The 25,729-nt window shown below is 72.5% G+C and carries 24 protein-coding genes; 13 read left to right on the top strand and 11 right to left on the bottom strand.

What is annotated here, in order from left to right; translation table 11 throughout:
• Window position 1 precedes the first annotated feature (1 nt).
• Both MRBLML1_RS04120 and MRBLML1_RS04115 read left to right on the top strand, forming a co-directional pair.
• Window positions 2–1,951, top strand: a complete 1,950-nt coding sequence (locus MRBLML1_RS04120; RefSeq protein ID WP_364511782.1) for a M3 family metallopeptidase — start codon at window positions 2–4, stop codon at window positions 1,949–1,951.
• Between the two features lie 235 nt (window positions 1,952–2,186).
• A complete protein-coding gene (locus tag MRBLML1_RS04115; RefSeq protein ID WP_364511779.1) occupies window positions 2,187–2,939 on the top strand; it encodes a PadR family transcriptional regulator in 753 nt (250 codons plus the stop codon).
• Between the two features lie 75 nt (window positions 2,940–3,014).
• Here MRBLML1_RS04115 and MRBLML1_RS04110 read toward each other — a convergent pair whose 3' ends face one another.
• On the bottom strand, window positions 3,015–4,103 hold the full coding sequence (locus tag MRBLML1_RS04110; protein WP_364511776.1) for a hypothetical protein: 1,089 nt from the start codon (window positions 4,101–4,103) through the stop codon (window positions 3,015–3,017).
• On the bottom strand, window positions 4,096–4,635 hold the full coding sequence (locus MRBLML1_RS04105) for a SigE family RNA polymerase sigma factor (RefSeq protein ID WP_364511773.1): 540 nt from the start codon (window positions 4,633–4,635) through the stop codon (window positions 4,096–4,098). The genes MRBLML1_RS04110 and MRBLML1_RS04105 overlap by 8 nt, the downstream gene beginning before the upstream one ends.
• A 124-nt stretch (window positions 4,636–4,759) precedes the next feature.
• Here MRBLML1_RS04105 and MRBLML1_RS04100 point away from each other — a divergent pair, with 124 nt between their 5' ends.
• Entirely contained in the window at window positions 4,760–6,112 is a 1,353-nt protein-coding gene (locus MRBLML1_RS04100; protein WP_364511770.1) for a hypothetical protein, read from the top strand.
• 3 nt (window positions 6,113–6,115) lie between these two features.
• Here the strand turns inward: MRBLML1_RS04100 and MRBLML1_RS04095 are convergent, their stop codons facing one another.
• The 4 genes from MRBLML1_RS04095 to MRBLML1_RS04080 all read right to left on the bottom strand — a co-directional run bounded on the left by MRBLML1_RS04095 (window position 6,116) and on the right by MRBLML1_RS04080 (window position 9,001).
• Window positions 6,116–7,147 (bottom strand): serine/threonine-protein kinase, encoded by a 1,032-nt coding sequence (locus MRBLML1_RS04095; RefSeq protein ID WP_364511767.1) that lies wholly within the window; start codon window positions 7,145–7,147, stop codon window positions 6,116–6,118.
• A gap of 10 nt (window positions 7,148–7,157) precedes the next feature.
• The gene (locus tag MRBLML1_RS04090; protein ID WP_364511764.1) at window positions 7,158–8,090 is read right to left on the bottom strand and encodes a GNAT family N-acetyltransferase; all 933 of its coding nucleotides are present in this window, start codon (window positions 8,088–8,090) and stop codon (window positions 7,158–7,160) included.
• Between the two features lie 48 nt (window positions 8,091–8,138).
• Window positions 8,139–8,693, bottom strand: a complete 555-nt coding sequence (locus MRBLML1_RS04085; RefSeq protein ID WP_364511761.1) for a YceI family protein — start codon at window positions 8,691–8,693, stop codon at window positions 8,139–8,141.
• A 176-nt stretch (window positions 8,694–8,869) separates the two neighbouring features.
• A complete protein-coding gene (locus MRBLML1_RS04080) occupies window positions 8,870–9,001 on the bottom strand; it encodes a hypothetical protein (RefSeq protein WP_364511758.1) in 132 nt (43 codons plus the stop codon).
• A 236-nt stretch (window positions 9,002–9,237) separates the two neighbouring features.
• Between MRBLML1_RS04080 and MRBLML1_RS04075 the strand changes: the two genes are divergently transcribed.
• From MRBLML1_RS04075 to MRBLML1_RS04055, 5 genes are read left to right on the top strand one after another with little or no spacing between them, the layout of a single operon-like run.
• Window positions 9,238–9,501, top strand: coding sequence for a hypothetical protein (locus MRBLML1_RS04075; protein WP_364511756.1), 264 nt, complete (start codon window positions 9,238–9,240; stop codon window positions 9,499–9,501).
• 18 nt (window positions 9,502–9,519) lie between these two features.
• A complete protein-coding gene (gene glmS / locus MRBLML1_RS04070) occupies window positions 9,520–11,349 on the top strand; it encodes a glutamine--fructose-6-phosphate transaminase (isomerizing) (RefSeq protein ID WP_414691205.1) in 1,830 nt (609 codons plus the stop codon).
• A gap of 25 nt (window positions 11,350–11,374) precedes the next feature.
• Window positions 11,375–11,890, top strand: a complete 516-nt coding sequence (locus MRBLML1_RS04065) for a hypothetical protein (RefSeq protein WP_364511752.1) — start codon at window positions 11,375–11,377, stop codon at window positions 11,888–11,890.
• 58 nt (window positions 11,891–11,948) lie between these two features.
• A complete protein-coding gene (locus tag MRBLML1_RS04060) occupies window positions 11,949–13,673 on the top strand; it encodes a DEAD/DEAH box helicase (protein WP_364511750.1) in 1,725 nt (574 codons plus the stop codon).
• A 16-nt stretch (window positions 13,674–13,689) separates the two neighbouring features.
• Complete coding sequence (locus MRBLML1_RS04055; RefSeq protein WP_364511747.1) at window positions 13,690–14,286, top strand: transglycosylase SLT domain-containing protein; 597 nt, start codon at window positions 13,690–13,692, stop codon at window positions 14,284–14,286.
• Between the two features lie 34 nt (window positions 14,287–14,320).
• Here MRBLML1_RS04055 and MRBLML1_RS04050 read toward each other — a convergent pair whose 3' ends face one another.
• A complete protein-coding gene (locus tag MRBLML1_RS04050) occupies window positions 14,321–15,235 on the bottom strand; it encodes an NAD(P)/FAD-dependent oxidoreductase (protein WP_364511745.1) in 915 nt (304 codons plus the stop codon).
• A gap of 60 nt (window positions 15,236–15,295) precedes the next feature.
• Here MRBLML1_RS04050 and MRBLML1_RS04045 point away from each other — a divergent pair, with 60 nt between their 5' ends.
• The 4 genes from MRBLML1_RS04045 (at window position 15,296) to MRBLML1_RS04030 (ending at window position 20,445) form a co-directional block, all read left to right on the top strand.
• A complete protein-coding gene (locus MRBLML1_RS04045; protein ID WP_364511742.1) occupies window positions 15,296–15,748 on the top strand; it encodes a MerR family transcriptional regulator in 453 nt (150 codons plus the stop codon).
• Window positions 15,749–15,812: 64 nt separating this feature from the next.
• Window positions 15,813–16,619, top strand: coding sequence for an SGNH/GDSL hydrolase family protein (locus tag MRBLML1_RS04040; RefSeq protein ID WP_364511740.1), 807 nt, complete (start codon window positions 15,813–15,815; stop codon window positions 16,617–16,619).
• A 43-nt stretch (window positions 16,620–16,662) separates the two neighbouring features.
• Entirely contained in the window at window positions 16,663–18,555 is a 1,893-nt protein-coding gene (locus tag MRBLML1_RS04035) for a penicillin-binding transpeptidase domain-containing protein (RefSeq protein WP_364511738.1), read from the top strand.
• A 420-nt stretch (window positions 18,556–18,975) separates the two neighbouring features.
• Window positions 18,976–20,445 (top strand): NAD-dependent succinate-semialdehyde dehydrogenase, encoded by a 1,470-nt coding sequence (locus tag MRBLML1_RS04030; RefSeq protein WP_364511735.1) that lies wholly within the window; start codon window positions 18,976–18,978, stop codon window positions 20,443–20,445.
• A 12-nt stretch (window positions 20,446–20,457) separates the two neighbouring features.
• On the opposite strand, the gene MRBLML1_RS04025 is transcribed toward MRBLML1_RS04030, so the two are convergent.
• Window positions 20,458–21,414, bottom strand: coding sequence for an esterase/lipase family protein (locus MRBLML1_RS04025; protein ID WP_364511733.1), 957 nt, complete (start codon window positions 21,412–21,414; stop codon window positions 20,458–20,460).
• 144 nt (window positions 21,415–21,558) lie between these two features.
• On the opposite strand from MRBLML1_RS04025, the gene MRBLML1_RS04020 reads away from it, so the two are divergent.
• Entirely contained in the window at window positions 21,559–22,893 is a 1,335-nt protein-coding gene (locus MRBLML1_RS04020) for an MFS transporter (protein ID WP_364511731.1), read from the top strand.
• On the opposite strand, the gene MRBLML1_RS04015 is transcribed toward MRBLML1_RS04020, so the two are convergent.
• The 3 genes from MRBLML1_RS04015 to MRBLML1_RS04005 are packed head-to-tail and all read right to left on the bottom strand — an operon-like array spanning window position 22,883 to window position 25,705.
• Window positions 22,883–24,133, bottom strand: a complete 1,251-nt coding sequence (locus MRBLML1_RS04015; RefSeq protein ID WP_364511728.1) for a low temperature requirement protein A — start codon at window positions 24,131–24,133, stop codon at window positions 22,883–22,885. The genes MRBLML1_RS04020 and MRBLML1_RS04015 overlap by 11 nt on opposite strands.
• A gap of 10 nt (window positions 24,134–24,143) precedes the next feature.
• Entirely contained in the window at window positions 24,144–24,716 is a 573-nt protein-coding gene (locus tag MRBLML1_RS04010) for a TIGR03086 family metal-binding protein (RefSeq protein WP_364511725.1), read from the bottom strand.
• Window positions 24,716–25,705 carry a sigma-70 family RNA polymerase sigma factor gene (locus MRBLML1_RS04005; RefSeq protein WP_364511722.1) on the bottom strand — a complete coding sequence of 330 codons (990 nt, stop codon included), beginning with the start codon at window positions 25,703–25,705 and terminating at the stop codon, window positions 24,716–24,718. The genes MRBLML1_RS04010 and MRBLML1_RS04005 overlap by 1 nt, the downstream gene beginning before the upstream one ends.
• Window positions 25,706–25,729: the final 24 nt, after the last annotated feature.

The raw sequence follows: 25,729 nt of genomic DNA, 5'->3' as shown, positions 1-25,729 counted from the left end.
CATGACGCTCGAGCCGCTCGCCCTGCCGACCGACCCCGCCGCGTGGGCGGGCTGGATCCGGGACCGGAGCGCCGCCGAGCTCGGTCGCGCGAGCGCCCTCGTCGACGGGCTGCGCGCGGACCCGCCCGCCGACCCGGCCGCCGTGCTGCGGCAGTGGGACCGGGCAGGCGGCCACCTCGGCAACGTCGCCGCGATCGGCTCGCTGCTGGGCAACGTGCACCCCGACGAGGAGTGCCGCGAGATCGCCGACGGTGCCGAGCAGGAGGCCTCCCGGCTCGCCACCCAGTGGAGCCTCGACCGCACGCTCTACGACGTCTTCGCCGCGATCGACGCGGACGCGCTCGGCGACGACCCGCTCGCCGTACGGCTGCTGGAGAAGGTGCGCGCCGACTTCCGCCGCTCCGGTGTCGACAAGGACGACGCGACCCGCGAGCGGATCACCGCCGTGCGGGAGCGGATCACCGAGCTGGACCAGGAGTTCAGCCGGGTCACCCGCGACGACGTCCGCACGATCCGGGTGCGACCCGAGCAGCTCGACGGGATGCCGGCCGACTGGCTGGAGGCGCATCCCGCCGACGACGAGGGCCTGGTCACCGTCACCACCGACTACCCCGACTCCGTGCCGGTGCGGATGTTCGCGCGCGACCAGGGCGTGCGGCGCGAGATCACCATCGCGTCGCTGGAGCGGGGCTGGCCCACCACCGAGGCGCTGCTGACCGAGCTGTTCGCGCTGCGCCACGAGCTGGCCACGACCGTGGGCTACGCCGACTGGCCGTCGTACGACGCCGACGTGAAGATGATCGGTACGGGCCCGGCGATCCCGGAGTTCATCGACCGGATCACCGAGGCCGCCGACGCCCCGATGCGCCGCGACCTCGACCAGCTGCTGGAGCGCTACCGCCGCGACTTCCCCGACGCGATCGAGGTCCCGGGCTACGACTACCAGCACTACGCCGAGCTGGTCCGCGCCGAGCGCTACGACGTGGACTCGCAGCGGGTGCGCACCTTCTTCGACTTCGGCAAGGTCCGCCAGGGCCTGCTGGAGGTGACCGGCCGGCTCTTCGACCTCACCTACGAGCCGGTCGACGTACCGGTCTGGCACGAGGAGGTGGCGGTCTACGAGGTGCTGCGGGACGGCGAGCGGATCGGCCGGATCTACCTCGACCTGCACCCGCGCGAGGGCAAGTACAAGCACGCCGCGCAGTTCACCCTCGTCGACGGTGTCGCGGGCGAGCAGCTGCCGGAGGGGGTGCTGGTCTGCAACTTCTCCCGTGGCCTGATGGAGCACGACCACGTCGTCACGCTCTTCCACGAGTTCGGCCACCTCCTCCACCACGTGCTGGCCGGCCACGGGGCGTGGCACCGCTTCGCCGGCGTCGCCACCGAGTGGGACTTCGTCGAGGCGCCGAGCCAGATGCTGGAGGAGTGGGCCTGGCACGCCGACGTGCTGCGCACCTTCGCCAGCGACGCCGCCGGTGAGCCGATCCCGGCCGAGCTGGTCGCGGCGATGCGGGCCGCCGACGACTACGGCAAGGGCATCTACGCCCGCACCCAGATGTTCTACGCCGCGATGTCGTACTGGTTCCACGCCGACCGTGCGCTCGACGCGGTGCCGGACCTGACCGAGCGGATGGTCGAGCTGCAGGCCCGGTACGGCGCGCTGCCCTACCTCCCCGGCACGCACATGTTCGCCAGCTTCGGCCACCTCGGCGGCTACAGCTCGGCCTACTACACCTACATGTGGTCGCTGGTCATCGCCAAGGACATGTTCAGCGCCTTCGACCCGGACGGCACGGGCGACCTGTTCGCCCCGGCGGCGATCGACATGGCGCACCGCTACCGCGACCACGTGCTCGTCCCGGGTGGCTCCGGCGACGCCGCCGACCTGGTCGCCGGCTTCCTCGGCCGGCCCTTCGCGTTCGACGCGTACGCCGCCTGGCTGGCCCGCTGAGCCCGCTTGTAACTACGTGTTCAGACCTCTACCAGGGTGGTAGACCACCCGGGTAGAGGCCACAACACCCGGGTAGATGCCGGAGTCCGCTCCGGCACGCACAGCCGCCGCCCTTGCGCGGCGGCCTTCTTTCGCGTACGGTTGCGATATATCGCGATAGCAACACGAACTGTTCGCGCGATATCCCGAACTGATCCGGGCTCACGAAGCCCATGAACGCGAAGGAGGTCCCACCATGGGACGCCATCAGAACTTCGGACCTGACGACCGCGGGCCCTGGGGCAACCCGGAGCTCCGCGGCTTCCAGCGCCGCCAGCGCGGCGACTTCGGCCCCGGCCCCTGGGGCGGCTGGGGTGAGTACGGCGGCCGCGGCCGCCACGGCGGGCACGGAGGTCACGGCGGTCCGCCGCCGTGGCTGGCCGGGCTCTTCGGCCAGGGCCGCCCCGAGCCGGGCCGCGGCCCGCGGGTGCGCCGTGGCGACGTCCGCTCCGCGATCCTCGACGTGCTCCGCGCGGCGAACGAGCGGGAGGAGTCGCCCAACGGCTACCAGGTCATCCAGCAGATCACCGAGCGCAGCGGCGGGGTCTGGAAGCCGAGCCCCGGCTCGGTCTACCCGACCGTGCAGCAGCTGCTCGACGAGGAGCTCGTCGAGAACGACGAGGCGGGGCGCCGCGGCATGCGGCTCACCTCCGCCGGCGCGGCCTGGTGCGCCGAGCACGCCGACGAGCTCGCCGCGGTGTGGGTGCCCTTCGACCGTCGCAAGGCGGCCGAGGCAGCCGGCGCCGAGGGCGGCACGCCCGCCGACATCAAGGCCGAGATCGGCCAGGTCATGGGTGCCGTGTGGCAGATCGTGACCGCCGGCTCGGAGGGCCAGCGCCGCGCGGCGGTCGAGGTCCTCGTCGAGGCTCGCCGCAGCCTCTACGGCATCCTCGCCGACGGACCGGACGCCGACCAGGCAGAGCCGGCCGAGGACGAGGACGACGCCTGAGCCCACGGGGCGACCAGGCACAGCGCAGGGCCCGTGGCCCCGGGTGATCCCCGGGGCCACGGGCCCTTCGCCGTCTCAGCCGGCGTTGAGGAAGTCGGCCGACAGGACGGACACCTCACCGCCCTCGCCGACGACCTTCTCGGTGCACCTGCCGTCGGTGGTGCACCGCATCATCGTGGCCTCTGTGCCCTTCTGGCCGACCACCGCGCCACCGGGCGACCACGACGCCATCACGGACAGGTCCGCCAGCGGCACCCGCTTGCCGCCGTCCACCGGCTCGACGAACGACCCGTCCGAGGTGCTGCCGTACAACCAGCGGCCGTCCGGCGACACCGTCAACCGGATGACGTCGCCCTGGACCGCGCGGCGGACCCGGCCGGTCGCGGCGTCCATCACGACGTACGTCGAGCCCGAGCTGTCGCCCCCGGTCGCCACTCCCGAGCGCACGGACGCGACCGGCCGCGGCAGGGTCCGCACCTCGCCGGTGGCCCAGAGCACGCGGCGGGAGACCCCGCCGTGCGTCTGGAAGTACGCCGCCTCGCCGTCGAGCAGCGCCGGCTCGAGGATCTCACCGGCGGAGGGCGGTGTCGTCCCCGGCGAGGGCACGTCGACGCGGGCCAGCTCCTCGTCCTTCTCCACGTCCCACACGTGCAGCACCAGCACGTCGCGCCCGCTGGTGACCCAGGCGATCCGCGGCGCGGCGATGTCGCCGTCGACGGTCGGCACGCTCGCCGGGAGCGCGAGCGCCCGCGTGCTGCCGTCGGGCCGGACGAGGACGTAGCGCGCCGGGTCGTCGTCGCCCGGGAAGGTCTTCGCCACGACCCCGGCCGAGGTCTGGGCCAGGTTGACGGTCTGGCCGGGGAGGCGCACCGGGCGACCGCCGATGGTGACGTCGTCGTCGAGCGACCAGGCCGACCACTCGTCGTACGGCGTGGGGGTGTCCGTGGTCGGGTTGGCGATCTCGCTGCGCCGGTCGCCGCCGAACGAGTCGGCCAGCGCGAACCCGCCACCGACCGCGCCGAGCACGACGGCCGCCGCGACGGCCGCGCCGAGCCGGCGGCGGGTGCGCAGCGCGCGGCCCTGGGCGGTGATGTCGTGGACGTGGGGGCGGGGCACGTCGACGTCGTCGACGGAGCGGTGCAGCAGGTCGGAGAGCTCAGGCATGGTGTCCTCCCGGAGCAGTGGTGGTGAGCTCGACGTCGCCGAGCAGGGTGCGCAGGCGGGCGAGCGCGACCGAGGTCTGGCTCTTCACGGTGCCGGTGGCGACGCCGAGGGCCTCGGCGGTCTCCTGCACGGACAGGTCGTCGTAGTAGCGCAGCACGATGACCGCACGTTGGCGTGGCGGCAGCTCGCGCAGGGCGGCGGTGACGTCGACCCGGTCGCTGACCGCGGTGCCGGTGTCGGCGCCGCTGGCCCGCTCGGGCAGCACCTCGGTGGGCCGCTCGTTGCGCGTGGAGCGCCGGCGGTACCAGCTCGTCGTCTGGGTGACGAGCGCGCGGCGGGCGTAGCCGCGGGCCGCCGCCGGCTCGCGCAGCTTGCCCCAGCGGGCGTAGGTGCGCGCGAGCGCGGTCTGGACGAGGTCCTCGGCCAGCCCGTGGTCCCCGGTCAGCAGGATCGCCGTCCGGTAGAGCGAGGGCCAGGCCGCATGGACGAGCTCGACGAACTCGTCCTCGGTGGCGCTGCCAGGTCTGCTCATGTCGTCATCCTTTCCCGAGCGGTGGCACTGCAGACAAGGACGCCCGGGATGCCCGGCCGGTTGGGGGAGACCACGGATTTCCCGCCCGCGTTTGGCGGGACGGCGATCTGCATAGGCTTCCCCTGTGCGCTCCCGCCCCTCCGCCCTGCTCGCCGGCGCGACCTGCCTGGCCTGGCTCACCCTGACGACCGGGTACGCCGGCGCCGCGACGCCGTCCGCGATCGACCTCGGTGGCGAGCCGGTCCCCGGTGGTGTCGGCAGCACCACGCCGGACCGGCCGACCGCGCTCGACCCCGGCCTGTGGGCCGACACGATCGGCGGGTCGGCCGCGCGGAACACCCACCACTTCACCTACGACCGGCGGATGCGCGACAGCACCGTGCACGTCGGCGTGATCGCCGCGCCGGGCGCCGACACGACCGACTCGATCGCGGTGAAGGTCGGCGTCCTCGATGACGACGGCGTGCTGAAGAGCTGCGAGAGCGACAGCGACACCACCGGCTTCTCGACGCCGCAGGCGGTGATCGGGGCCGCGGTCGCGGTCGGCCCGAGCTCGGCCGAGGCGACCGACCGCCCGGACTGCCTGCGCGCTGCGACCCTGCAGGTCGAGGTCGGCCGCAGCTCCGGCAGCAGCAGCACCTCCGAGCTGCCGGTCGCGATCAAGATCGTGGAGGAGGCGCCGGTCGAGGACCGCGCCTCGCTGCCGGAGCCCGACGAGGACGTGTCCTTCCCGGTGCCCGAGCCGGGCGGGGCCCGCGAGGTCGCGGGCGGGACCTCCTTCGCCGACGCGCCCGCCCTCGACCCCTCCGCGGACGGCGTCACGGTGAGCAGCACCGTGCGCCAGGGCACCGAGCAGCTGTGGCGGGTCGGGGTCGGCTGGGGCCAGCAGCTCGCTGTGCGAGCGACGGCGCCGAAGCGGCCGTCGGAGGACGGCCGCTACAGCGACCCGAACGTCCGATTGCGGCTGGTCGACCCGCGGCGTGCGGTCTTCGCCGACACCAACGACACGAACGACGACGAGAGCTCCGACGGCACCTACGACGACGGGAAGACGCTCGACCTGGTCGCCGGCACCCGCCCGCTGCGCTACCTCGACCGGTTCGCCGACGACCTGCCGGTCGTGCCGGGGGACTACTGGGTGGCGCTGTCCGTCGCGCCGGCGGACGAGGACGAGAAGCCGCTCGACGTCCCGTTCGAGGTGACCGTCGCGGTGACCGGGGAGACCGACGGTGCTCCGGGCTATCCCGGGGTGGCGACCTCGCCGGACGACGGCGACCAGGTCGCGTCGTACTCGCCGGGCAAGCCCTTCCTCGTCGCCGACGGCACCTTCGCCGCGGTCGCCTCGGGCAACCCGGTCGTCGGGGACGACGAGGGCGACGGGTGGCTGACCGGCCGTCGTGGCGCCGGGCTCGGCGTCGCCGCGGTGAGCGTGGCCTGCCTCGCGGGCGGCCTGGTCCGTCTGCGCGCGCGGCGCTGAGTCTCAGCCCAGCAGCAGGAGGAGCGCGACCAGCAGGCCCACCAGCCCGGCCCCGAGCAGGACGTAGGCGTCGACCGGCGCCTTGGCGCGCGCGGCCACCGCGCCCGGCGGCGGGGGCGGCATCAGGCTGGTGCCGACCGCGAGGGTGGGCGGCGCGGAGGCGATCGTCGGCGGAGGCGGCGGGAGCGGTACGTCGCCGGCGTGCTCGTCGGGCACGGTCAGCGGGTCGTGCAGCAGCGGGTCGTCCCAGCGGGCGACCAGCCCCCGCAGCGCCGGGTGCGCGCGCAGGGCCTCGGCGCTCGGGCGCTGCGCCGGGTCGGCCGCGGTGGCGACCGCGACCAGGTCGAGGATCGCGTCGTGCTCGGGCTGGCCGGTGCGCAGCGGGGTCACGTCGACCGGCGCGGGCTCCTTGCTCGGCCGCTGACCGGTGAGCATCTCCAGCACGACGACGCCGAGCGCGTAGATGTCCGCACTGGGGTCGGGATCGGCGCCGGCCACCTGCTCGGGCGGCATGTAGCCCGGCGTGCCGATCACCATGGCGACGTGGGTGAGCCGCGGCTCGTCGGCCGGAACGGCGATCCCGAAGTCCGTCAGCCGCAGGTGCGGCCGTCCCGCGCCGGTCGGCTCCAGCAGCAGGTTGCCCGGCTTGATGTCGCGGTGCACGATCCCGGCGGCGTGCACCGCGTCGAGGGCCTGCAGCGTCTGGTCGGTGAGCGCCGCGATCCACCGGGGCGGCAGGCTCCCGCCGTTGCGCTTGAGCAGCCCGGCGACCGAGCCGCCGCGCACGAGCGGCATCGTGAAGAGCACCCGGTCGTCGACGCCGGCCCACGACTGCGGGGTCACCACGTGGGTGTGGTCGATGCGCACGGACTGCTCGCGCACGAAGCGCAGCAGCATGGCGGCGTCCGCCTGGCGCAGCATCTTGGCCGCCTTGACGTCGCCCGCCGTGCGGTCGTGCACCCGCCAGACCGTGCCCATGCCACCGGTGGCGATGGGGTCCAACAGCTCGTAGCGTCCCGCGAACACCTCGCCCATGCGGGGGAGCCTATCCAGGATCCGCCGGCCGAACCCTCGGCGCTCGGGCTCGGTCCAGCCGGACCGCGCGGTGCACCCACACCGAGTCCGGCCGCATGCCGACCTTCTCGTAGAGCGTCAGCGCCCCGGTGCGCGAGTCGGTCGAGAGGCTGGAGGACACCGCGCCGCGGGCCCGGCCGGCGGCGAAGGCCGCGACCAGCAGCGCCTGGGCGAGCCCGCGCTCGCGGTGCCCGCGGGCGACGGCGAGCTTGGCGACGTAGGTGTCGACCGGGTCGGCGGTGTTCCACACGTTCGCCGCTGCGACCACGGCGCCGCCGGGGTCGGTGACGACCTGCAGGTGCCACGGCTCGAAGCCGGGACGGCGCCACACCTGGGCGCCGAAGTCCTCGAGGCTGCTGCGCTCCCGCACCGACCACTCCAGGAAGGCGTCCTCGACGACCGCCCAGACCTGCTCGTGGTCGGCGGGGGTCGCCTCGCGCAGCCCGTAGCCCTCTGGCAGTGCGCGCTCGGCGACCTCCGCGCCGGGTGGGAGGCGCAGCACCCAGCTGGTCCAGCGCACGTCGTACCCGAGGGCGGTGAGGAGGCGGTCGCCGGCGGAGCCCTCCGGCACCGGCATGCCGAGGACCGCCACGCCGCGGGAGCGGGCCAGGTCCTGGACCCAGCCGGCGAGCCAGGTCCCGATCCCCCGGCCGCGGTACGACGGGTCGACCGCGGCGTCGTACCGCTCCTCGCCCAGGTGCTCGGCGTAGGCCACGACCCGCTCGCCGTCGAGGACCGCGACCGAGCTGCTCGCCAGGTCGTACGACGGTCGCTGCCAGTCACCGACGAGGTCGTCGACCTCGATCTCGACGCTGCCGATGTCGTGCAGCTCCTGGGCGGCGATCACGGCGTGCACGGCGGGGGCGTCGGCCAGGGTCAGTGGCCGGGTGGAGAAAGGCGACACCCGGACGAGTCTGGCCGACTCGCCCGGGTGTGCGCAGGGAGTTTCCGCTCAGGCGTTCTTGATCGCCGAGATGTCGAACTCGAGCTTGATCTTCTCCGAGACGAGGACGCCGCCGGTCTCCAGCGCGGCGTTCCAGGTCAGGCCCCAGTCCTTGCGGTTGACGGTGACGTCGCCCTCGAAGCCGACGCGCACGTTGCCGAAGGGGTCCTTGGCCGAGCCGTTCTCCTCGAACTCGATGGTGACCGGCTTGGTGACGTCCTTGATGGTCAGGTCGCCGGTGATGGTCCAGTCGGAGCCGTCGCGGCTGACCTCGGTGGAGACGAACGTCCACTCGGGGAACTGCGCGGCGTCGAAGAAGTCGGGCGACTGCAGGTGGCCGTCGCGGTCGGGGCTGCCGGTGCTGACGCTGGCCGGGTTGATGGTGAGCGTGACCGAGGAGGCCGCCGGGTCGGCGGTGTCGATGTGGGCGGTCGCGTTCCAGTCGGTGAACTGGCCGCGGACCTTGGTGACGACCGCGTGGCGGGCGACGAAGCCGAGGCGGCTGTGCGAGACGTCGAGGGTGTAGTCGCCGGAGATGTCGGTGAGGGCGGCGTTCTCGGTCATGTGGGGCTCCTGAGGATCGAAGTTGTTGAAACGTCAACGATTAGAAGCAATGGTGACACGTCAACCATTCCGGATCAAGGCGTGTGCTGGGTCACAAAGATGAACAACCGAAAAATGAAGGAAGGAGCATCCCGGGGCGACGGGATGCTCCTTCCTGTGCGGAGCTGGGGGGTACGTCAGGCGGCGTGGGCGGCGACGGCGGGTGCGCCGACCTCCACCCAGACGGCCTCCATGTGCGTGCGGCCGCTGGCATCGGTCACGGGGACCCAGCGCATCTCGAGCCGAGTCGACACTTCGGTGTTGGTCATGGGACACCTCCTGTTCACCTTGTGTTCACCAGAGTAGCACGTTCCCCACTTCGTGCCACTGAAATGCCATGACGGGCGCCTTCGTCCTCCACCTGATGGGTCGATGGGGGCGCCGAACCGCAGTCGCTGCCCCACCTTCCGTGGCGCCGGAGTGATCGCCGTCGTCAGGTCGGTCAGATCTGCCCGATTTCGGGCAGGAATTTGAGTTTCGGCGGCACTCGCTGCACGCTCGTCCGGTGTACGTCGACCCGAGGCTGCTGCGCCACGTGGAGCAGAGCAGCGGGCTCACCGCCCCCGAGGCGCTCCGGCTCGTCGAGGACGTCCTGTCCTTCCACGACGAGCCCGTGGAGTCCTGGGTCCGGCGGCGGCACGCGGAGCTGAAGACCTACGGCGCCAAGAACGCCGAGATCTTCGCCCGGCTCCAGGAGGAGGTGCGCGGCCACGTGGTGGCCGCGCCCGAGCTGTCCGAGCGCCAGCTGCGCCGGATCGTCTACGGCTGAGGAAGAGGGAGCACCGACATGTGCGGGATCGTGGGATACATCGGGGGCCAGCAGGCCGCGCCGCTGCTGCTGGAGGGGCTGACCCGGCTGGAGTACCGGGGCTACGACTCCGCCGGCGTCGCCGTCCTCGGCGGCAGCGGGGTCAAGGTCGCCAAGCGGGCCGGCCGGGTCCGCGACCTCGCCGACAGCCTGCCCAAGCGCTTCGGCGGCAAGATCGGCATCGGGCACACCCGCTGGGCCACCCACGGCCCGGCCACCGACGAGAACGCCCACCCGCATGCGGACGGGAGCGGCCGGGTGGCGGTCGTGCACAACGGCATCATCGACAACGCCGCCGCGCTGCGCGCCGAGCTCCTCGACGCCGGCGTCGACCTGCGCTCGGACACCGACACCGAGGTGATCGCCCACCTGATCAGCGCCTCCACCGCCAAGACGCTCGAGGCCCGCACCGCCGAGGCGCTGGGCCGGATCGAGGGCACCTACGGCCTCGCGGTCGTGCACGCCGACTTCCCCGACCGGGTCGTGGTGGCGCGCAACGGCAGCCCGCTGATCATCGGTGTCGGCGACCACGAGATGCACGTGGCCTCCGACCTCGCGGCGGTCGTGCGCTACACCACCACCGTCGCCCACCTCGACGACGGCGAGATGGCGACGGTCACGGCGAGCGGCTTCACGACGTACCGGCTCGAGCCGACGGGGCTGGCCGCCACCGACCGGCGGGCCCAGCAGGTCGACATCGACCCGGCGTCGTACGACGCGGGGGAGCACGAGTCGTTCATGCACAAGGAGATGCTGGAGCAGCCCGCGCGGGCCGAGGCCGTGCTGCGCGGCCGGCTCGACGACCGCTTCGGCACCGGCCACCTCGGCGGGCTCAACCTCGACGCCCGCGAGCTGCGCGCGATCCGGCGGGTCAAGATCCTCGGCTGCGGCTCGGCCTACTACGTCGGGCAGATGGGCGCCTCGCTCATCGAGGAGCTGGCCCGGATCCCCGCCGACGCGGAGGCCGCGAGCGAGTTCCGCTACCGCAACCCGATCGTCGAGCCGGACACGCTGTACGTCGCCGTGAGCCAGTCCGGCGAGACCATCGACACCCTGCTGGCGGTGCAGGAGATCCAGCGCAAGGGTGGTCGCTGCATCGGCCTGGTCAACGTGGTCGGCTCGGCGATCGCGCGCGAGGTCGACGGCGGGATCTACCTGCACTCCGGGCCCGAGGTCGCGGTCGCCTCGACCAAGGCGCTGACCAACATGTTCCTGGGCTTCGCGATGCTCGCCGTCCAGCTCGGCCGGGTGCGTGACCTCTCCATCGCCGACGGCCGGCGGCTGATCGCCGGGCTCACCGCGATCCCGGGGCAGATCGAGGAGGTCCTGGCCGGCGAGGCCGAGCTCGCGGTCGTCGCCAAGGAGCTCGCCGAGGCCGACAGCCTCTTCTTCGTCGGCCGGGTGCGTGGCTTCCCGGTCGCGCGCGAGGGCGCGCAGAAGTTCAAGGAGATCACCTACCGGCACGCCGAGGCCTACCAGACCAGCGAGCTCAAGCACGGCCCGCTCGCGCTGATCTCCACGGCGGTGCCGACCGTCGCGATCGTGCCGGACGACGAGCTGGTCGACCGCAACGTCGCGGCCCTGGGGCAGATCGCGGCCCGCGGTGGCCCGCTCACCGTGGTGACCCACGCGAGCGTGGACCTCGGCGACCTGGAGGTGCGGCGGATCGACGTACCGGCCAACGAGCGCGAGCTCGACCCGATCCTGCTGACGATCCCGCTGCAGGTGCTGGCCTACCACGCCGCGCTCAGCCTGGGCCACGACATCGACAAGCCGCGCAACCTCGCGAAGTCGGTCACCGTCGAGTGACCGGCGGGTCATCTAGGGTGCGCGCATGAGATTCCACTGGGTGGGGGCCGGCGCGATCGCGCTGCTGGCCCTGGGGGCATGTGGCAACGACGACGCCGGCGAGAGGAAGGAGCCCTCCGCCGGCGGCGGCTACGACAAGGCGGCCTACTGCACGCTGGTGAAGGAGGCGGTCGACCGGGACTCGCCCGACCTCCCCGATTCCGACGGCGACCTCACGCCGGAGGCGATGAAGGAGCTCGAGGCGTCGTTCGCGAAGGAGCTGGCGTTCAGCCAGAAGGTCGCCGACGCGGCGCCGGAGCAGCTCTCCGAGGAGTGGCAGTCGCTGGTCGACGTCCAGGCGGCCGTCGCGGAGAACGCGAAGAAGTTCCTCGACCCCGACTACGCGGCGGCGTTCAAGAAGAAGTCCGAGGACGAGCGGATGGAGACCCTCTTCACCGAGATGCTCGGGCCGTTCCAGAAGCTCGACGAGAAGGACATGACGGCGATCGGCGAGCACGCCGACTCCGAGTGCGGTGTGAAGGACCTCTTCGACAGCGAGTGACGCACGGCACCGCGCCGACGATCGGGCGTGAAATCGCTCACGCCACTACCCTTGACGGGTGAGTGACACCGCTGAGAACGAGACGACGACTTTTGGCGACCTCGGACTCGGGGAGCGGATCCTCAAGGCGCTGAAGGACGTCGGCTACGAGTCGCCGTCCGCGATCCAGGCCCAGACGATCCCGCACCTGCTCGAGGGCCGCGACGTGATGGGCCTCGCGCAGACCGGCACCGGCAAGACCGCCGCCTTCGCGCTGCCGATCCTCGACCAGCTCGACACCTCGCAGAAGACCCCGCAGGCACTGGTGCTCGCGCCGACCCGCGAGCTCGCCCTGCAGGTCTGCGAGGCGTTCGAGAAGTACGCCGCCAACCTGCGCGGCGTCAGCGTGCTGCCCGTCTACGGCGGCCAGGGCTACGGCGTGCAGCTGTCCGCGCTGCGCCGCGGCGTGCACATCGTCGTCGGCACCCCGGGCCGGATCATGGACCACCTGGAGAAGGGCACGCTCGACCTCACCGAGCTGCGCTTCCTGGTCCTCGACGAGGCCGACGAGATGCTCAACATGGGCTTCGCCGAGGACGTCGAGACGATCCTCGCCGACACCCCGAGCGACAAGCAGGTCGCGCTCTTCTCCGCGACCATGCCCAAGCAGATCAAGACGCTGTCGCAGAAGTACCTCAACGACCCGGTCGAGATCGCCATCGAGCGCAAGACCCGGACCGCGGAGAACATCCGCCAGCGCTACCTCATCGTCAGCTACCCGCAGAAGGTCGACGCCCTCACCCGGATCCTCGAGGTCGAGAACTTCGAGGGCGCGATCGTCTTCGTGCGCACCAAGAACGAGACCGAGACGCTGGCGGAGAAGCTGCGCGCCCGCGGCTACAGCGCCGCCGCCATCAACGGCGACATCGTCCAGGCCCAGCGCGAGCGCACCGTCAACCAGCTCAAGGACGGCAAGCTCGACATCCTCGTCGCGACCGACGTCGCGGCCCGCGGCATCGACGTACCGCGCATCAGCCACGTCTTCAACTACGACATCCCCACCGACACCGAGGCCTACGTCCACCGCATCGGCCGGACCGGCCGGGCCGGGCGCAGCGGCGACGCGATCTCCTTCATCACCCCGCGCGAGCGCTACCTGCTCAAGCACATCGAGAAGGCCACCCGCACGACGCTGGAGCAGATGCAGCTGCCGAGCGTCGACGCGATCAACGAGTCGCGGCTGAGCCGCTTCGACGACCAGATCACCGCCGCGCTGGAGTCGCCGAGCATCTCCTTCTTCCGCGACGTGGTGAGCCACTACATCAAGGAGCACGACGTCCCCGAGGTCGACGTCGCCGCCGCCCTGGCGATCGTGATGCAGGGTGACACCCCGCTGCTGCTGGAGCCGGAGCCCGAGCCCCGCCAGCGCTTCGACCGCGACCGTCCCGAGCGTGGCGAGCACCGCAAGCGCGACTCGTGGGGCGCCGACGACCGCGGCGACCGCGGCGGCCGGGACCGGGCGCCGCGCGGCGGCGGCAGCTTCCAGGCCTACAAGATCCAGGTCGGCAAGCGGCACCGCGTCGAGCCCCGCCAGATCGTCGGCGCGCTCGCCAACGAGGGCGGCCTCGACCGGCGCGACTTCGGCAAGATCACCATCCGCCCCGACTACTCCATCGTCGAGCTGCCCGCGCGGTTGACCGACGAGCAGTGGGAGCGGCTGAAGAGCACCCGGATCTCCGGCAAGCTGATCGAGCTGGCGAAGGACTACGGTCCGCCGAACCGCTCGCGCAAGCCGCGGGACTGACCTAGGGTCGGACCCCATGGGGGGTCCTCGCCCGGTGCTGTGCGCCGCCGTCGCGCTGCTCGCGACCGCGTGCGGCACGACGACGACCCCTGCGGCCGAACCCGCTCGGTCCGGCTCGCCGTCGGCCCGTCAGACGGCCAGTCCGACGGCCTCCCCGACGGCCACGCCGAGCGACCGGGCGACCGAGCTCTCCCGCTCCTCGGGCGCGCGCGCCGACGTACCGGACGCCCAGATCATGGCCCAGCTCGCCCGCCGGGCCGAGCGGATCGCGAAGAACCTCCCGCCTGTCCGGGTGCCGGCCGACGTCGACCGCGGCTCCAACCGCGCGCTCGGCTACCAGCTGATGATCGAGTTCGGCTTCCCCGAGGACCAGTGGCCCTACCTCGACGCGCTGTGGCACCGCGAGTCCGGCTGGAACCATCTCGCCGAGAACGCCAGCTCCGGCGCCTACGGCATCCCCCAGTCGCTGCCCGGCACCAAGATGGCCGTCGTCGGCAGCGACTGGCGGACCAACCCGGAGACCCAGATCAACTGGGGCCTGGCCTACATCGGCGCCCGCTACGGAACGCCGCAGAAGGCGTGGGCGCACTCCGAGCAGGTCGGCTGGTACTGAGCGGCGACGATCGCGAGGGGACCCGCCTGCTCCCTCAGGCGATCCGCGCGAGCGCGGCGTCCTGCACGCACCCCGCGGCCGCCATCTGCCCGCTCGCGGCGGCGACGAGCACGGACGCCATCGGCATCGGCAGGCCGGGGCCCTGGGCCATGTCGCCGGCCGCGAAGACGCCGGGCACGCTGGTGCGCCCGAAGGCGTCGACCACGACCGCGCCCATCTCGGAGACCTCCAGGCCGAGCTGCTCGGCGAAGGGGCCGGCCAGCGCCCAGTCCGTCTTGACCAGCAGGCCGCCGAGGTCCACGGTGGCCCCGTCGGCGAGGTCGACGACCAGCCCGGAGCCCTCGCGGCGGACCTCGCGGACCCCCGCCTCCACGACCGGTACGCCGAGCCGGGCCAGCGTCTGCGCCACCGACTCCTCCAGCGCGCCGCCGTCGGTGAGCACGACCAGCTCGGAGGCGATCGGGCCGAGCATCGAGGCCATCGCGCCGACGTGCGGGGCGGAGCCGAGGATGCCGACCCGGGTGCCGGCGTACTCGTGGCCGTGGCAGAACGGGCAGTGCGCGACGAGGTCGCCGAAGTTCTCCGTGACGCCCGGGACGGCGGGCAGGGTGTCGCGCACGCCCGAGGCGAGCAGCACGCGGCGGGCCCGGACCGGCTCCTCGCCAGCGAGCTCGAGGACGAAGTCGCCGAGGCTGCCGGAGACCGAGAGCACCTCGGCGTCGCGGAAGGTCACGTCGTCGTAGGCCTCGGCGTCCTTGCGGGCGGCCGTGCGCAGCTCGGCGGGCGGGGTGCCGTCGTGGCCGAGGAAGTTGTGCATGTGGCCGGTCGGGTCGTTGCGGTAGCGGTCGGTGCCGAGCACGACGGTGCTCTGGTGCATGCGGCCCAGGGTCTGGGCGGCCTGGAGGCCGGCGGCTCCGGCACCGACGACGGCGACGTCATAGTCGTTCATGGGTTTTCCTCTCGGGATCGTGGACTTGCGCAGGTCAGAAGCATGTGAGTTCATGTAGACATGAAGTCAAGCCGGCACGACATCCGCTGGTCGATCGGGGACCTGGCCGAGCGGTTCGACCTCGAGACGCACGTGCTGCGGCACTGGGAGGACAAGGGCCTGCTGCGCCCCGAGCGCGACGGCGCGGGCCGCCGGGTCTACGGCGAGGACGACGCCTACCGGGTGGCGACGATCCTCGCCAGCAAGGCGTCGGGGATGAGCCTGGAGCAGATCCGCACCCTGGTCGACGCCTCCACCGAGGGCCGTCGCGACGCGCTCAAGGCGCACCTCGCCGAGCTCGACCGGCGGCAGGCCGACCTGGAGCGCTCGCGCCACCTCACCGCGCACGCGCTGGAGTGCCGCGCGCACGACATCACCACCTGCCCGGGCTTCCAGGCGCACGTGGCCGACATCGTCGACGGGACCCGGCGCGGACTCCCGTTGTTGGCCGGACATTCTCCCGGGCACAGGTGACGTGGGCGGACGTTCGTGGTTGAGTGACCTGGCTCACATCCGAACGTCCTGAAAGCAGTCGCACATGTCTCGGTCGCTCCGCTTCCTGCTGTCCCTCGGGTCCGTCCTGGCCGCCGCCCTCGTCGGCCTCGTCGCGATCCCACCCGCCCACGCCGCCGGCCCGTCGTACGTCGCGCTCGGCGACTCCTACTCCTCCGGCGTCGGCACCCGCAGCTACATCGACGACGGCACCAGCTGCCAGCGCTCGAACTACGCCTACCCCAAGCTGGTCGCCGCCGCGAAGGGCTACTCCCTGAACTTCAAGGCCTGCTCCGGCGCCACCGTCAGCACGGTGACCAGCGGCCAGCTCAGCGCGCTCACCAGCACCACCCGCTACGTCACCATCTCGGTCGGCGGCAACGACGCCGGCTTCAGCAGCGTCCTCACCGAGTGCGCCCAGCCGGGCTGGATGTCGGACTGCGACGGCTCGATCAACACCGCCCAGTCGTTCATCAACAACACGCTGCCGGGCCGGCTGAGCACGCTGTACTCCTCGATCAAGTCCAAGGCGCCGAACGCCGTCGTGGTCGTCGTCGGTTACCCGCGGGTGTTCATGGGTGAGGACTGCAACGCCGCCACGTTCTTCTCCCCGGCCGAGGAGACCCGCCTCAACGCCACCGCCGACCTGCTCAACAGCAAGCTCTCGGCCGCTGCCAGCGCCAAGGGCTTCAAGTGGGCCAACCCCACCTCGCGCTTCACCGGGCACGCCGTCTGCGACAGCACCGAGTGGCTCAACGGCTTCTCCAGCCCGATCAGCGAGAGCTACCACCCCAACCGCCTCGGGCACTCCTCCGGCTACCAGCCGCTCGTCTCCGGGCTGCTCGTCGGATAGTCGCCCGGGGTCTCCCTCGGACCCCTTTGGTAGAACTCCTCGCATGAGGCGAATCTCGGTGGCGGTCGGCCTGCTCGTCCTGACGAGCGGGCTGGCCGCCTGCTCCGGAGGCTCCGACGAGGACGGTGCGCGCGACGCCGCCACCGCCCTCGCCGGCGCGCTCGCCGAGGGCAAGGGCCTCGACAAGGTGTCGTGGAGCGGTGCCGAGGGTGCCGCGGTCGCCCGGGACTACGACGCGGTCGTGGCCGGGATGGACGGCCTCACCCCCACCGTCGAGGTCGGCAAGGTCTCGACCGACGGCGAGAAGCCGTCCGCGACCCTGGAGTGGTCCTGGCCGGTGGTCGAGGGCGGCGACGCGTGGACCTACGAGACCACCGCGCCGCTGACCCAGTCGGGCGACGCGTGGTCGGTCACCTGGTCGCCCGCGCTCGTCGAGCCCAGCCTGGCCGAGGGGGAGACCCTCGACGTGACGACCGAGGCCGCCCAGCGGGGCGAGATCACCGGCGCCGGCGGCGCCAAGCTCGTCACCGAGCGACCCGTCGTCCGGGTCGGCATCGACCGCACCCTGGTCCCGGCCGCCCAGGCGCCAGCGTCCGCGCGCCGGCTCGCCGCTCTCGTCGGGATCGACGTGGCGCCGTACGTCAAGGCGGTGACGGGTGCCGGGCCCAAGGCCTTCGTCGAGGCGATCACCTACCGCGCCGCCGAGATCCCCGCCGCGGTGCGCGCCGGCCTGCCCGGGGTCACCGGCAGCCGCAGCGTCGACGGTCAGCTGGCGCTCGCCCCGACCCGCGACTTCGCCGCGCCCATCCTCGGCAAGGTCGGACCGGTGACCGCCGAGATGGTGAAGAAGGACCCCGCCACCTATCGCTCGGGCGACACCGCCGGGCTCACCGGCCTGCAGGCGCGCTACGACAAGCAGCTGCGCGGCACCCCCGGCCGGGCCGTCTACGCCGTGCCCGCGACGAAGGGCACCGAGCGGCGCGAGCTGTTCCTCAGCGAGCCGGCCGCGGGCAAGCCGCTCGCCACCACCCTCGACACCCGCCTGCAGACCCTCGCCGAGCGGATCCTCGGCGGCGTGACCCCGGCCAGCGCCCTGGTCGCGATCCGGCCCAGCGACGGCTCGATCCTCGCGGCCGCCAACGGCGCCGGCACCGGCGGCCAGAACTACGCCACCTTCGGCCAGTTCGCCCCCGGCTCCACCTTCAAGTCGGTCACCTCGCTCGCCCTGCTCCGCGCCGGGCTCACCCCGCAGACCCCCGTGCGCTGCACCCCGACGGTGACCGTCAACGGCAAGAGCTTCAAGAACTACTCCGACTACCCGGCCTCCGCCGTCGGCACCATCGCGCTGCAGGAGGCCGTCGCCCAGTCCTGCAACACCGCGCTCATCAACGCCCGCGACAAGGTGAAGGACGGCGCCCTCGCCGACGCCGCCGGCAGCCTCGGCATGGGCATCGACCACGACCTCGGGTTCCCCGCCTACTTCGGCCAGGTCCCCGCCAAGCCCGCCAGCGAGACCGAGGGCGCCGCCAACCTGATCGGCCAGGGCAAGGTCCTCGCCTCGCCGATGGCGATGGCGACGGTCGTCGCGAGCATCCAGGCCGGCAAGACCGTCGTACCGCACCTGGTGGCGGGGGCCGACACCTCCGTGCCCGCCACGGCCAAGCCGCTCACCGCCGCCGAGGCCCGCCAGCTCAAGGCCCTGCTGCGCCGCGTGGTCACCAACGGCAGCGGGCGGGGGCTCGCGGGCCTTCCCGGAGGTCCGGTGATTGCCAAGACCGGCACCGCGGAGTACGCCGACGGAGGCACCATCCGCACCCACGCCTGGATGATCGCGGCCCAGGACGACCTCGCCGTCGCCGTGTTCGTCCAGACCGGCACCTCGGGCTCGCAGACCGCCGGTCCGCTGCTGCAGGAGTTCCTGCGCGGCGCACGCTGACCGGGACTTTGATCCCAGATGCGACAACCGAGAAGGGGAATCTGGCGATACTTCCTTGACCCGCGCTATGGCCGCGCTAGAGTAAGGGAGTCGTAATCGGAGGGAGCACCGAACGCGACAAGAGCCCCACGTTGACCCCATGCAATGTGGGGCTCGCTCCGTTTTGGACTGGCCGAGCTCGTCTTCGCCGCGTGGGGCGGCAGCAAGCTGCTGATCAACGCGGCTCTCGCCGTGCTGCCGGCCCGCGGTTGGCTTGCGTAGGTCCTGCCTCCGCCTGGCGGCAAGACTGGGTTGTCGGGGCGAGCGCGGCTTCGCCGCGGCGGTCGGCAGCAAGCTGCTGTTCATGCGGCTCTCGCCGCGTGGTCGCCGCCCGGTGCCGGGTCCTCCTGTGGGGTTTCCGGGGCGTGCCAGAGTGGTCCCATGAGCCTGCGTGAGCGTCTTGACCAGCTGCTTCCCGCGTCGCACCGCCAGCTGTACGTCGGCGGGCAGTGGGTGCCCGGGAGCGGGGGTGGGCGGATCGACGTCATCGACCCGGCGGACGGGTCGGTGCTGACCGACGTCGCGGACGGGACCCTCGACGACGCGCGAGCCGCGCTGGACGCGGCAGCGGGGGCGCAGGCGGACTGGGCGGCGACGGCGCCCCGCGAGCGGGGCGAGATCCTGCGGCGGGCGTTCGAGCTGGTGACCGCGCAGGCCGACGACCTGGCGCTGGTGATGAGCCTGGAGATGGGCAAGCCGGTGGCGGAGGCGAAGGGCGAGGTGACCTACGGAGCCGAGTTCCTGCGCTGGTTCTCCGAGGAGGCGGTCCGCGTGCACGGCCGCTGGATGCACAACCCGGCCGGCGGCAGCCGGCTGCTGACCGTGCGCAAGCCGGTCGGCCCGTGCCTGTTCATCACCCCGTGGAACTTCCCGCTGGCGATGGGCACCCGCAAGATCGGCCCGGCGATCGCGGCCGGGTGCACGATGGTGGTCAAGCCGGCGGCGCTCACCCCGCTGACGATGCTCTACCTGGCCCGGCTCCTCGCCGAGGCCGGGCTGCCGGACGGCGTGCTCAACATCGTGACCACCAGCGACTCCGGTGGGCTGAGCAGCACCCTGCAGGCCGACCCGCGGCTGCGGAAGGTCAGCTTCACCGGCTCCACGGGGGTCGGGAAGCGGATCGTCGAGCAGTCGGCCGGCGAGCTGCAGCGGGTGTCGATGGAGCTCGGCGGCAACGCGCCCTTCCTGGTCTTCGCCGACGCGGACCTGGACGCGGCCGTCGACGGCGCGATGATCGCGAAGATGCGCAACATGGGCGAGGCCTGCACGTCGGCCAACCGGTTCCTCGTCGAGGCGTCGGTGGCCGAGGAGTTCGGCACCAAGCTGGCCGAGCGGATGGGTGCCCTGCGGGTCGGGCGCGGCCAGGACGAGGGTGTCGACGTCGGCCCGCTCATCGACGAGAAGGCCGTGGACTCGGTGTCCGCGACGGTCGCCGACGCGGTGGAGCGCGGCGCGCGGGTGCTGACCGGGGGCGAGCGGCCCGAGGGCGAGGGGTTCTTCTACCCGCCGACGGTGCTGGTCGACGTACCGGCGGAGGCGGATGCGGTCACCCAGGAGACCTTCGGCCCGGTCGCGCCGATCACCACCTTCACCAGCGAGGACGAGGCGATCGCGCACGCGAACGCGACGGAGTACGGCCTCGCGGCCTACGCCTACACCCGCGACCTGGCCCGCACCATCCGGCTGGCGGAGCGGCTGGAGACCGGCATGCTCGGCATCAACACCGGCCTGGTCTCCAACCCGGCCGCCCCGTTCGGCGGGGTCAAGGCGAGCGGGTTCGGCCGGGAGGGCGGGTTCGAGGGCATCGAGGAGTACCTCGACACGACCTACGTCGCCCTCCCGGCCGGCTGATCGAGCGGGGGCTCAGGCGAACGGGATCCCGAACATCCCGCGCTGGGTCCCGAAGCCGCAGCTCGGGCGGAAGCTGCTCGACCCACCCTTGAGCGCGTTGACGGTCAGCTGCAGCGCGGGCTCGTCGAAGGCGATCCCGACGTGGCCGGTGGTGTCGAACGGGCACAGGTCCTGCAGCAGGATGTTGCGCGTGCCGGGGCCGTCCAGACGCTGGTTGGCGACCGGGTGCACGACCTCGTCGTACCGCGTGCTGATGACCGTGTACGACGGTCCGGCCGGCATCGCGTCACCGTCGGCCCACAGCGTCTGCAGCGCCCGGCTGCCCACCGCCTGCGAGGTGACGCCGGGGAACTGGGCGAGCGCGGCGAAGTCCTCCGCGATGCCGAGCAGGTTGAGCGCCCGGCCGAGCGCGGCGATCCCGAACAGCTCGGTGCCGTGGTTGCTGGGGGCGAGGCCGACGTACTTGTCGACCTTGGTGGCGCCGCCGAGACGCTTGATGAAGTACGTCGGGATGAGGCCACCCTGGGAGTGGCCGACCACGTTGACCTTGGTCGCCCCGGTCGCGGTGAGCACCCGGTCGACGAAGGCCGCGAGCTGGCGGGCGGAGTCCTCGGTGGGCGCGAGGCCGCCGATCCGCCCGAACGAGGCGGCGGTCTGGCCGAAGTTCAGGGTGAAGGTGCAGAAGCCGGCGTTCTTGATCCGGGGACCGAGCTTGGTGAAGTTGGCGCCTGCGTTGGCGAAGCTGCCGGGCAGCAGGATGACGGGGTTCTTGCCGGCCTGCGGGCGGCAGGACCAGTCGTTGGCGCCGGCGGTGTAGTCCGGCCGGGCGAGGTAGTTGTAGCCGGTCTCGACGAGCGTCCCGTCGGGGATCGGCGCGGGGTCCGCCGAGGCGGGTGAGGCGAGGCCGGCGACGGCGACGACGCTGGTGGCGACCGCGACGGCGGCTGCCCGGAACCTGGTGATGAGCATGGGGTCTCTTCCTCCCGAGTGGTGTGGACCGGACCTTGGTGACGGTCCTGTCAGCAGGGTAGGTGGCGGGCGTCACATCGGACAGGGCCCGCACGATGAATTCGGTGGCCGGTTCCGGTCGTCCTCTGCAGACTGGAGGACGTCATGACAGACCAGCTCACCCCCCTCCCGCCGACGCCCGTGCGGCGGCTGCCGCGCGCCTTCACGCCGTTCCGGCACGCGGCCTACCGCCGCCTCGGCGCGGCGCTGGTGCTCACCAGCTTCGGCGGTGGTGTCTGGGTCGTCGCGCTGGTGTGGGAGGTGATCCGGATCGGCGGCGGCGCCAGCGCGCTGTCGATCGTCACCACCGCGGGTGCGGTCGGGGTGCTGCTGCCGGCGCTGCTCGGCGGGGTGGTGGCCGACCGGGTGCCGCAGAAGCTGATCCTGCTCGGCACGACGACCGTCGAGCTCGCCGGGATGAGCGTGATCGCGGTGCTGTCCTTCGCCGACCTGACCCAGCTGTGGCACCTCGCGGCCGTCGCCCTGACGGCCGGGATGGCGATGGCGTTCTACTACCCGGCGTACTCCGCCTGGTTGCCGGCGCTGGTCCCCGAGGAGGACCTGCTCGCGGTCAACGGCTTCGAGGGCATGGTGCGCCCGACCATCGGCCAGGCGCTCGGCCCCGCGGTCGCCGGCGGTGTGGTCGGCGCGGCCTCCTCGTCCGCGGCGATCGGTGTCGCGGCGGCGGCGTACCTCGGTGGGCTGCTGGTGCTGGCGCTGGTGCCGCTCACCGCCGTACGACGGGAGGTGGCTGCCGAGGAGGCTCCCGGCAGCGCGGTCGCGACGGCGCTGGCGGACATGCGGGAGGGCTTCGCCTACATGGTCCGCACGCCGTGGCTGCTGGCCACGCTGCTCTTCGCCTCGGTGATGGTGCTGGTGATGATGGGCCCGCTGGAGGTGCTCGTCCCCTTCCTCATCAAGGACGAGCTCGGCGGCGGGCCGGGTGACCACGCGGTGGTGATGGCCTGCTTCGGGATCGGCGGCGCGGTCGGCTCGCTGGTGACCGGGTCGTTGCCCATGCCGCGGCGCTACCTGACGTGGATGAACCTGATGTGGGGCGCCGGTTGCCTGCCGTTCCTGGCGATCGGCTTCGCGACGGCCGTGTGGCAGGTCGCGGCCGCGGCCTTCGTGATGGGCATCCTGTTCTCGGCGCCGATGGTCATCTGGGGCACCCTGCTGCAACGCCGGGTGCCGCCCGCGCTGCTCGGCCGGGTCGCCTCCCTCGACTTCTTCGTCTCGGTCAGCCTGATGCCGATCTCGATGGCGATCGCCGGGCCGGTCGCGGACCTGATCGGGCTGAAGGCGACCTTCGCGATCGCCGCGGTCGTGCCGGTCCTCGCCGCGGTGCTCGCGGTCACCGCCGCGCGGCTGCCCGCCGACGAGCTCGCACACCCGCTGCGCGAGGAGCCGGCCGAGCCGGCCGAGCCCGTCAGTCCGTGAGGCTGTCGAGCACCTCGAGGTTGTGGCGGTAGCCGAAGACCTCGTAGCCGACCACCGTCACCCACGGCGCCAGCGAGGCGACCAGCAGGCACCAGACCAGGCCGACGTCGGCCTGCGCCATCAGCACCGGTACGACGAGCACGACCGCCGTGATCGCCAGCAGCACCAGGTGGAAGGCGTGCATCGAGCGGGTCAGCAGCGAGTAGCCGGCGTAGAAGACCGCCAGGAACAGTGCGACCGGTACGACGACCGACAGCACCGTCCCGGTGAGCCCGAGGTGGTACTTGCCCTCCAGGTAGTAGGCGCCGACGTGGAGGCCGGCGCCGATGGCGACGATGGCGCCGAAGAGCAGCATCGCGCCGTACCCGAAGCCGAAGGAGCGCTCGCGGCGGGCGTGCAGCACCTCCCCGGTGGGGACCGCGAAGTAGCACCACCAGGTGCCGAAGGTCAGCGCGGTGCCGGCGAGGGTGAACACCGCGATCTCCCAGGACAGGCCGTCCTCGGCGAGCACGTTGATCGCCGCCATCGTGCCGATCATCCCCTCGCCGAGGGTGATGATGACCATCAGCCCGTAGCGCTCGGCGATGTGGTGGGCGTGCCACGGGGTGCCGCCGCGGCGCAGCTCGGCGAGCGCGGGGCCGCCGATCTCGACGAGGAACGGGACGACGATCAGCGCGAAGGTGGTGCCGACGGGCAGGTCGACGAGCGCCAGGACGCACCACAGCACCTGGGCGATCGCGATCGAGACGATGTAGGTGTGGCAGGCGGGACGACGGTCGGGGTCGTGCTGGCCGGCGCGCCACCACTGGAAGAGCATCGCGACCCGCATCACGACGTAGCCCCACACGATGACGTCGTTGTCGAGCGTCTCGCCGTGCTGGGTGACCGACTCGAACATCGGCGGGATCCCGAGGGCGAAGATCAGCACGCCGACCATCTGCAGCATCGTGGTGAGCCGGTAGACCCAGTCGTCGGTGTCGTAGGCCGAGGCGAACCAGGTGAAGTTGATCCACGCCCAGGAGATGCCGAAGGTCGCGAAGGCGAAGGCCGCGATGCCGGAGCCGATGTGCTCCTCGGCCAGCGCGTGGGCCAGCTCGTTGGCGGCCGTGCCGAAGGCGACCACGAAGGTCAGGTCGAAGAGCAGCTCCAGCGGGGTCGACGCGCGGCCCGACTCGTGCGGGTCGCGGCCGGACATCCGGCGGGTGCGGTGGCGGACGGCGGGGGCCTGCGTCTCCGACATGCGGCGCAGTCTAGGTCGCCCGGCGTCCCAGCAGCGCGAGCACGTGCACGGCGGCCGGCGCCCGGACGTCGACCGGGACCGGCGGCGCGAAGCGCGGGTCGTCGCTCAGCCCGACCTGCAGCGCGGTGGGGAGCAGCCCGGCGGCGAGCGGCTCGGGGAGCGGACCGCCGCGGCCCGTCGTCCGGCCGACGTCCCAGCCGTGGACGGTGATCTCGAGCGCCGCGATCCGCGCGACCGTGTCGACGGGGAGCGGGTGGCCGCCGACGTCGACGTACGGCGCCCGGGCCGACATCCAGGAGGTGAGCAGCCCGCACGCCTTGGCCTCCAGCCGCTGGACCCGTTGCTCCAGCGGGGAGGGCGCGGCGCTGCTCAGCCCGACGGCGCCCTCGGCGGCCTCGGCGAAGGCGTCGAGCGCGTCCTCCATGTGCGCGAGCAGGTCCGCGAGGCTCCAGCCCGCGCAGGGCGTGGGCCGGTCGATGTCGGCGCAGGTGATGGTGGCCAGGGTGCCGCGGGTGTAGTCGAGCGCGCGTTGCAGCACGTCCAGCCCGGCGACGAGTCCGGCCGGTGCGGGCTCGGCGGACATCAGACCGGCACGTAGTCGGCCGGCAGCCGCTCCGGCAGCCCGAACCGCGCGAACAGCCGCGGGTCGAAGAACGCGCTCACGTGCTCCACGCGGAGGTCCTCGCCGCTGCCGGTCATCTGCAGCACCTGGAGGTGGAAGGGCTCGAAGTGCCCGCCCGGCTGGCGCATGTAGAGGCCGAACGCGGGCTGTCCGTTGGCGACCGTCTCGATCATCGGCATGTCGTTGGTGCCGCCGGGGCACTTGGAGCCGATCAGCTGGCCGATCGCGTCGGCACCGCGGAAGTGGTTGAGGAAGGGCGGCATGTCCCAGGTGGCGTCGTACTTGAGCAGCTGGACGATCTGGTCGATGTCCTTGCGCCAGAACGCCGCCAGGTAGGCGTCGAGCAGGCCGCGCTGGTCGGCGTCGAGGTCGGCCTCGACGGTGTCCGGGGTCAGCCCGCGCTCGCTGAGCTGGGCGTGCGCGCGCTGCAGGGCGGAGTTGACCGCGGCCGTCGTCGTGTCGAGCGCGGTCGCCGTCTCCGCGGCCGACCAGCGCAGCACGTCACGCAGGATGAGCACCGCGCGCTGCCGGGCCGGCAGGTGCTGGAGCGCAGCGACGAAGGCGAGCCGGATGGTGTCCCGCTCGGCGACCTCGACCGCCGCGTCGGGGATCGGCTCCAGCCACGGCACCTCGTGGTCCTCCAGCAGCTCGTCGGAGGGCGCCGAGTCCGCCGTGCCGAGCCCGGTGGGCAGGGGCCGGCGGGGCTTGGCCTCGAGGTTCGTCAAGCACACGTTGGTGGCGATCTTGTAGAGCCAGGTCCGCACGGAGCTGCGGCCCTGGAAGCTCGCGGAGGCCTTCCACGCGCGCAGGAAGGTCTCCTGGACGAGGTCCTCGGCCTCGTGCACGGAGCCGCTCATCCGGTAGCAGTGCGCCAGCAGCTCACGCTGGTAGCGCCCCGTGAGGGTGTCGAAGTCGGCGAGCTCGTCGCTCGCGGTTGCCTGCTCGGTCACCGTGATTCCCATCCCTGCCCCTGT

Origin of the sequence: Nocardioides sp. LML1-1-1.1 (assembly GCF_040676175.1) — a bacterium.
Taxonomy (GTDB): Bacteria; Actinomycetota; Actinomycetes; order Propionibacteriales; family Nocardioidaceae; genus Nocardioides.
The sequence above is the reverse complement of the archived record's forward strand: the minus strand, read 5'-3'. Positions and strand labels throughout refer to the sequence as shown.

What these genes read in the sequence shown, in the direction of transcription:
- MRBLML1_RS04080 (WP_364511758.1), bottom strand. Translation starts at nt 9,001, where the DNA reads ATGACCAACACCGAAGTGTCGACTCGGCTCGAGATGCGCTGGGTCCCC.
- MRBLML1_RS04035 (WP_364511738.1), top strand. Translation starts at nt 16,663, where the DNA reads ATGAGGCGAATCTCGGTGGCGGTCGGCCTGCTCGTCCTGACGAGCGGG.
- glmS (WP_414691205.1), top strand. Translation starts at nt 9,520, where the DNA reads ATGTGCGGGATCGTGGGATACATCGGGGGCCAGCAGGCCGCGCCGCTG.
- MRBLML1_RS04020 (WP_364511731.1), top strand. Translation starts at nt 21,559, where the DNA reads ATGACAGACCAGCTCACCCCCCTCCCGCCGACGCCCGTGCGGCGGCTG.
- MRBLML1_RS04040 (WP_364511740.1), top strand. Translation starts at nt 15,813, where the DNA reads ATGTCTCGGTCGCTCCGCTTCCTGCTGTCCCTCGGGTCCGTCCTGGCC.
- MRBLML1_RS04110 (WP_364511776.1), bottom strand. Translation starts at nt 4,103, where the DNA reads ATGCCTGAGCTCTCCGACCTGCTGCACCGCTCCGTCGACGACGTCGAC.
- MRBLML1_RS04050 (WP_364511745.1), bottom strand. Translation starts at nt 15,235, where the DNA reads ATGAACGACTATGACGTCGCCGTCGTCGGTGCCGGAGCCGCCGGCCTC.
- MRBLML1_RS04010 (WP_364511725.1), bottom strand. Translation starts at nt 24,716, where the DNA reads ATGTCCGCCGAGCCCGCACCGGCCGGACTCGTCGCCGGGCTGGACGTG.
- MRBLML1_RS04115 (WP_364511779.1), top strand. Translation starts at nt 2,187, where the DNA reads ATGGGACGCCATCAGAACTTCGGACCTGACGACCGCGGGCCCTGGGGC.
- MRBLML1_RS04065 (WP_364511752.1), top strand. Translation starts at nt 11,375, where the DNA reads ATGAGATTCCACTGGGTGGGGGCCGGCGCGATCGCGCTGCTGGCCCTG.
- MRBLML1_RS04030 (WP_364511735.1), top strand. Translation starts at nt 18,976, where the DNA reads ATGAGCCTGCGTGAGCGTCTTGACCAGCTGCTTCCCGCGTCGCACCGC.
- MRBLML1_RS04105 (WP_364511773.1), bottom strand. Translation starts at nt 4,635, where the DNA reads ATGAGCAGACCTGGCAGCGCCACCGAGGACGAGTTCGTCGAGCTCGTC.
- MRBLML1_RS04095 (WP_364511767.1), bottom strand. Translation starts at nt 7,147, where the DNA reads ATGGGCGAGGTGTTCGCGGGACGCTACGAGCTGTTGGACCCCATCGCC.
- MRBLML1_RS04055 (WP_364511747.1), top strand. Translation starts at nt 13,690, where the DNA reads ATGGGGGGTCCTCGCCCGGTGCTGTGCGCCGCCGTCGCGCTGCTCGCG.
- MRBLML1_RS04025 (WP_364511733.1), bottom strand. Translation starts at nt 21,414, where the DNA reads ATGCTCATCACCAGGTTCCGGGCAGCCGCCGTCGCGGTCGCCACCAGC.
- MRBLML1_RS04120 (WP_364511782.1), top strand. Translation starts at nt 2, where the DNA reads ATGACGCTCGAGCCGCTCGCCCTGCCGACCGACCCCGCCGCGTGGGCG.
- MRBLML1_RS04045 (WP_364511742.1), top strand. Translation starts at nt 15,296, where the DNA reads ATGAAGTCAAGCCGGCACGACATCCGCTGGTCGATCGGGGACCTGGCC.
- MRBLML1_RS04015 (WP_364511728.1), bottom strand. Translation starts at nt 24,133, where the DNA reads ATGTCGGAGACGCAGGCCCCCGCCGTCCGCCACCGCACCCGCCGGATG.
- MRBLML1_RS04085 (WP_364511761.1), bottom strand. Translation starts at nt 8,693, where the DNA reads ATGACCGAGAACGCCGCCCTCACCGACATCTCCGGCGACTACACCCTC.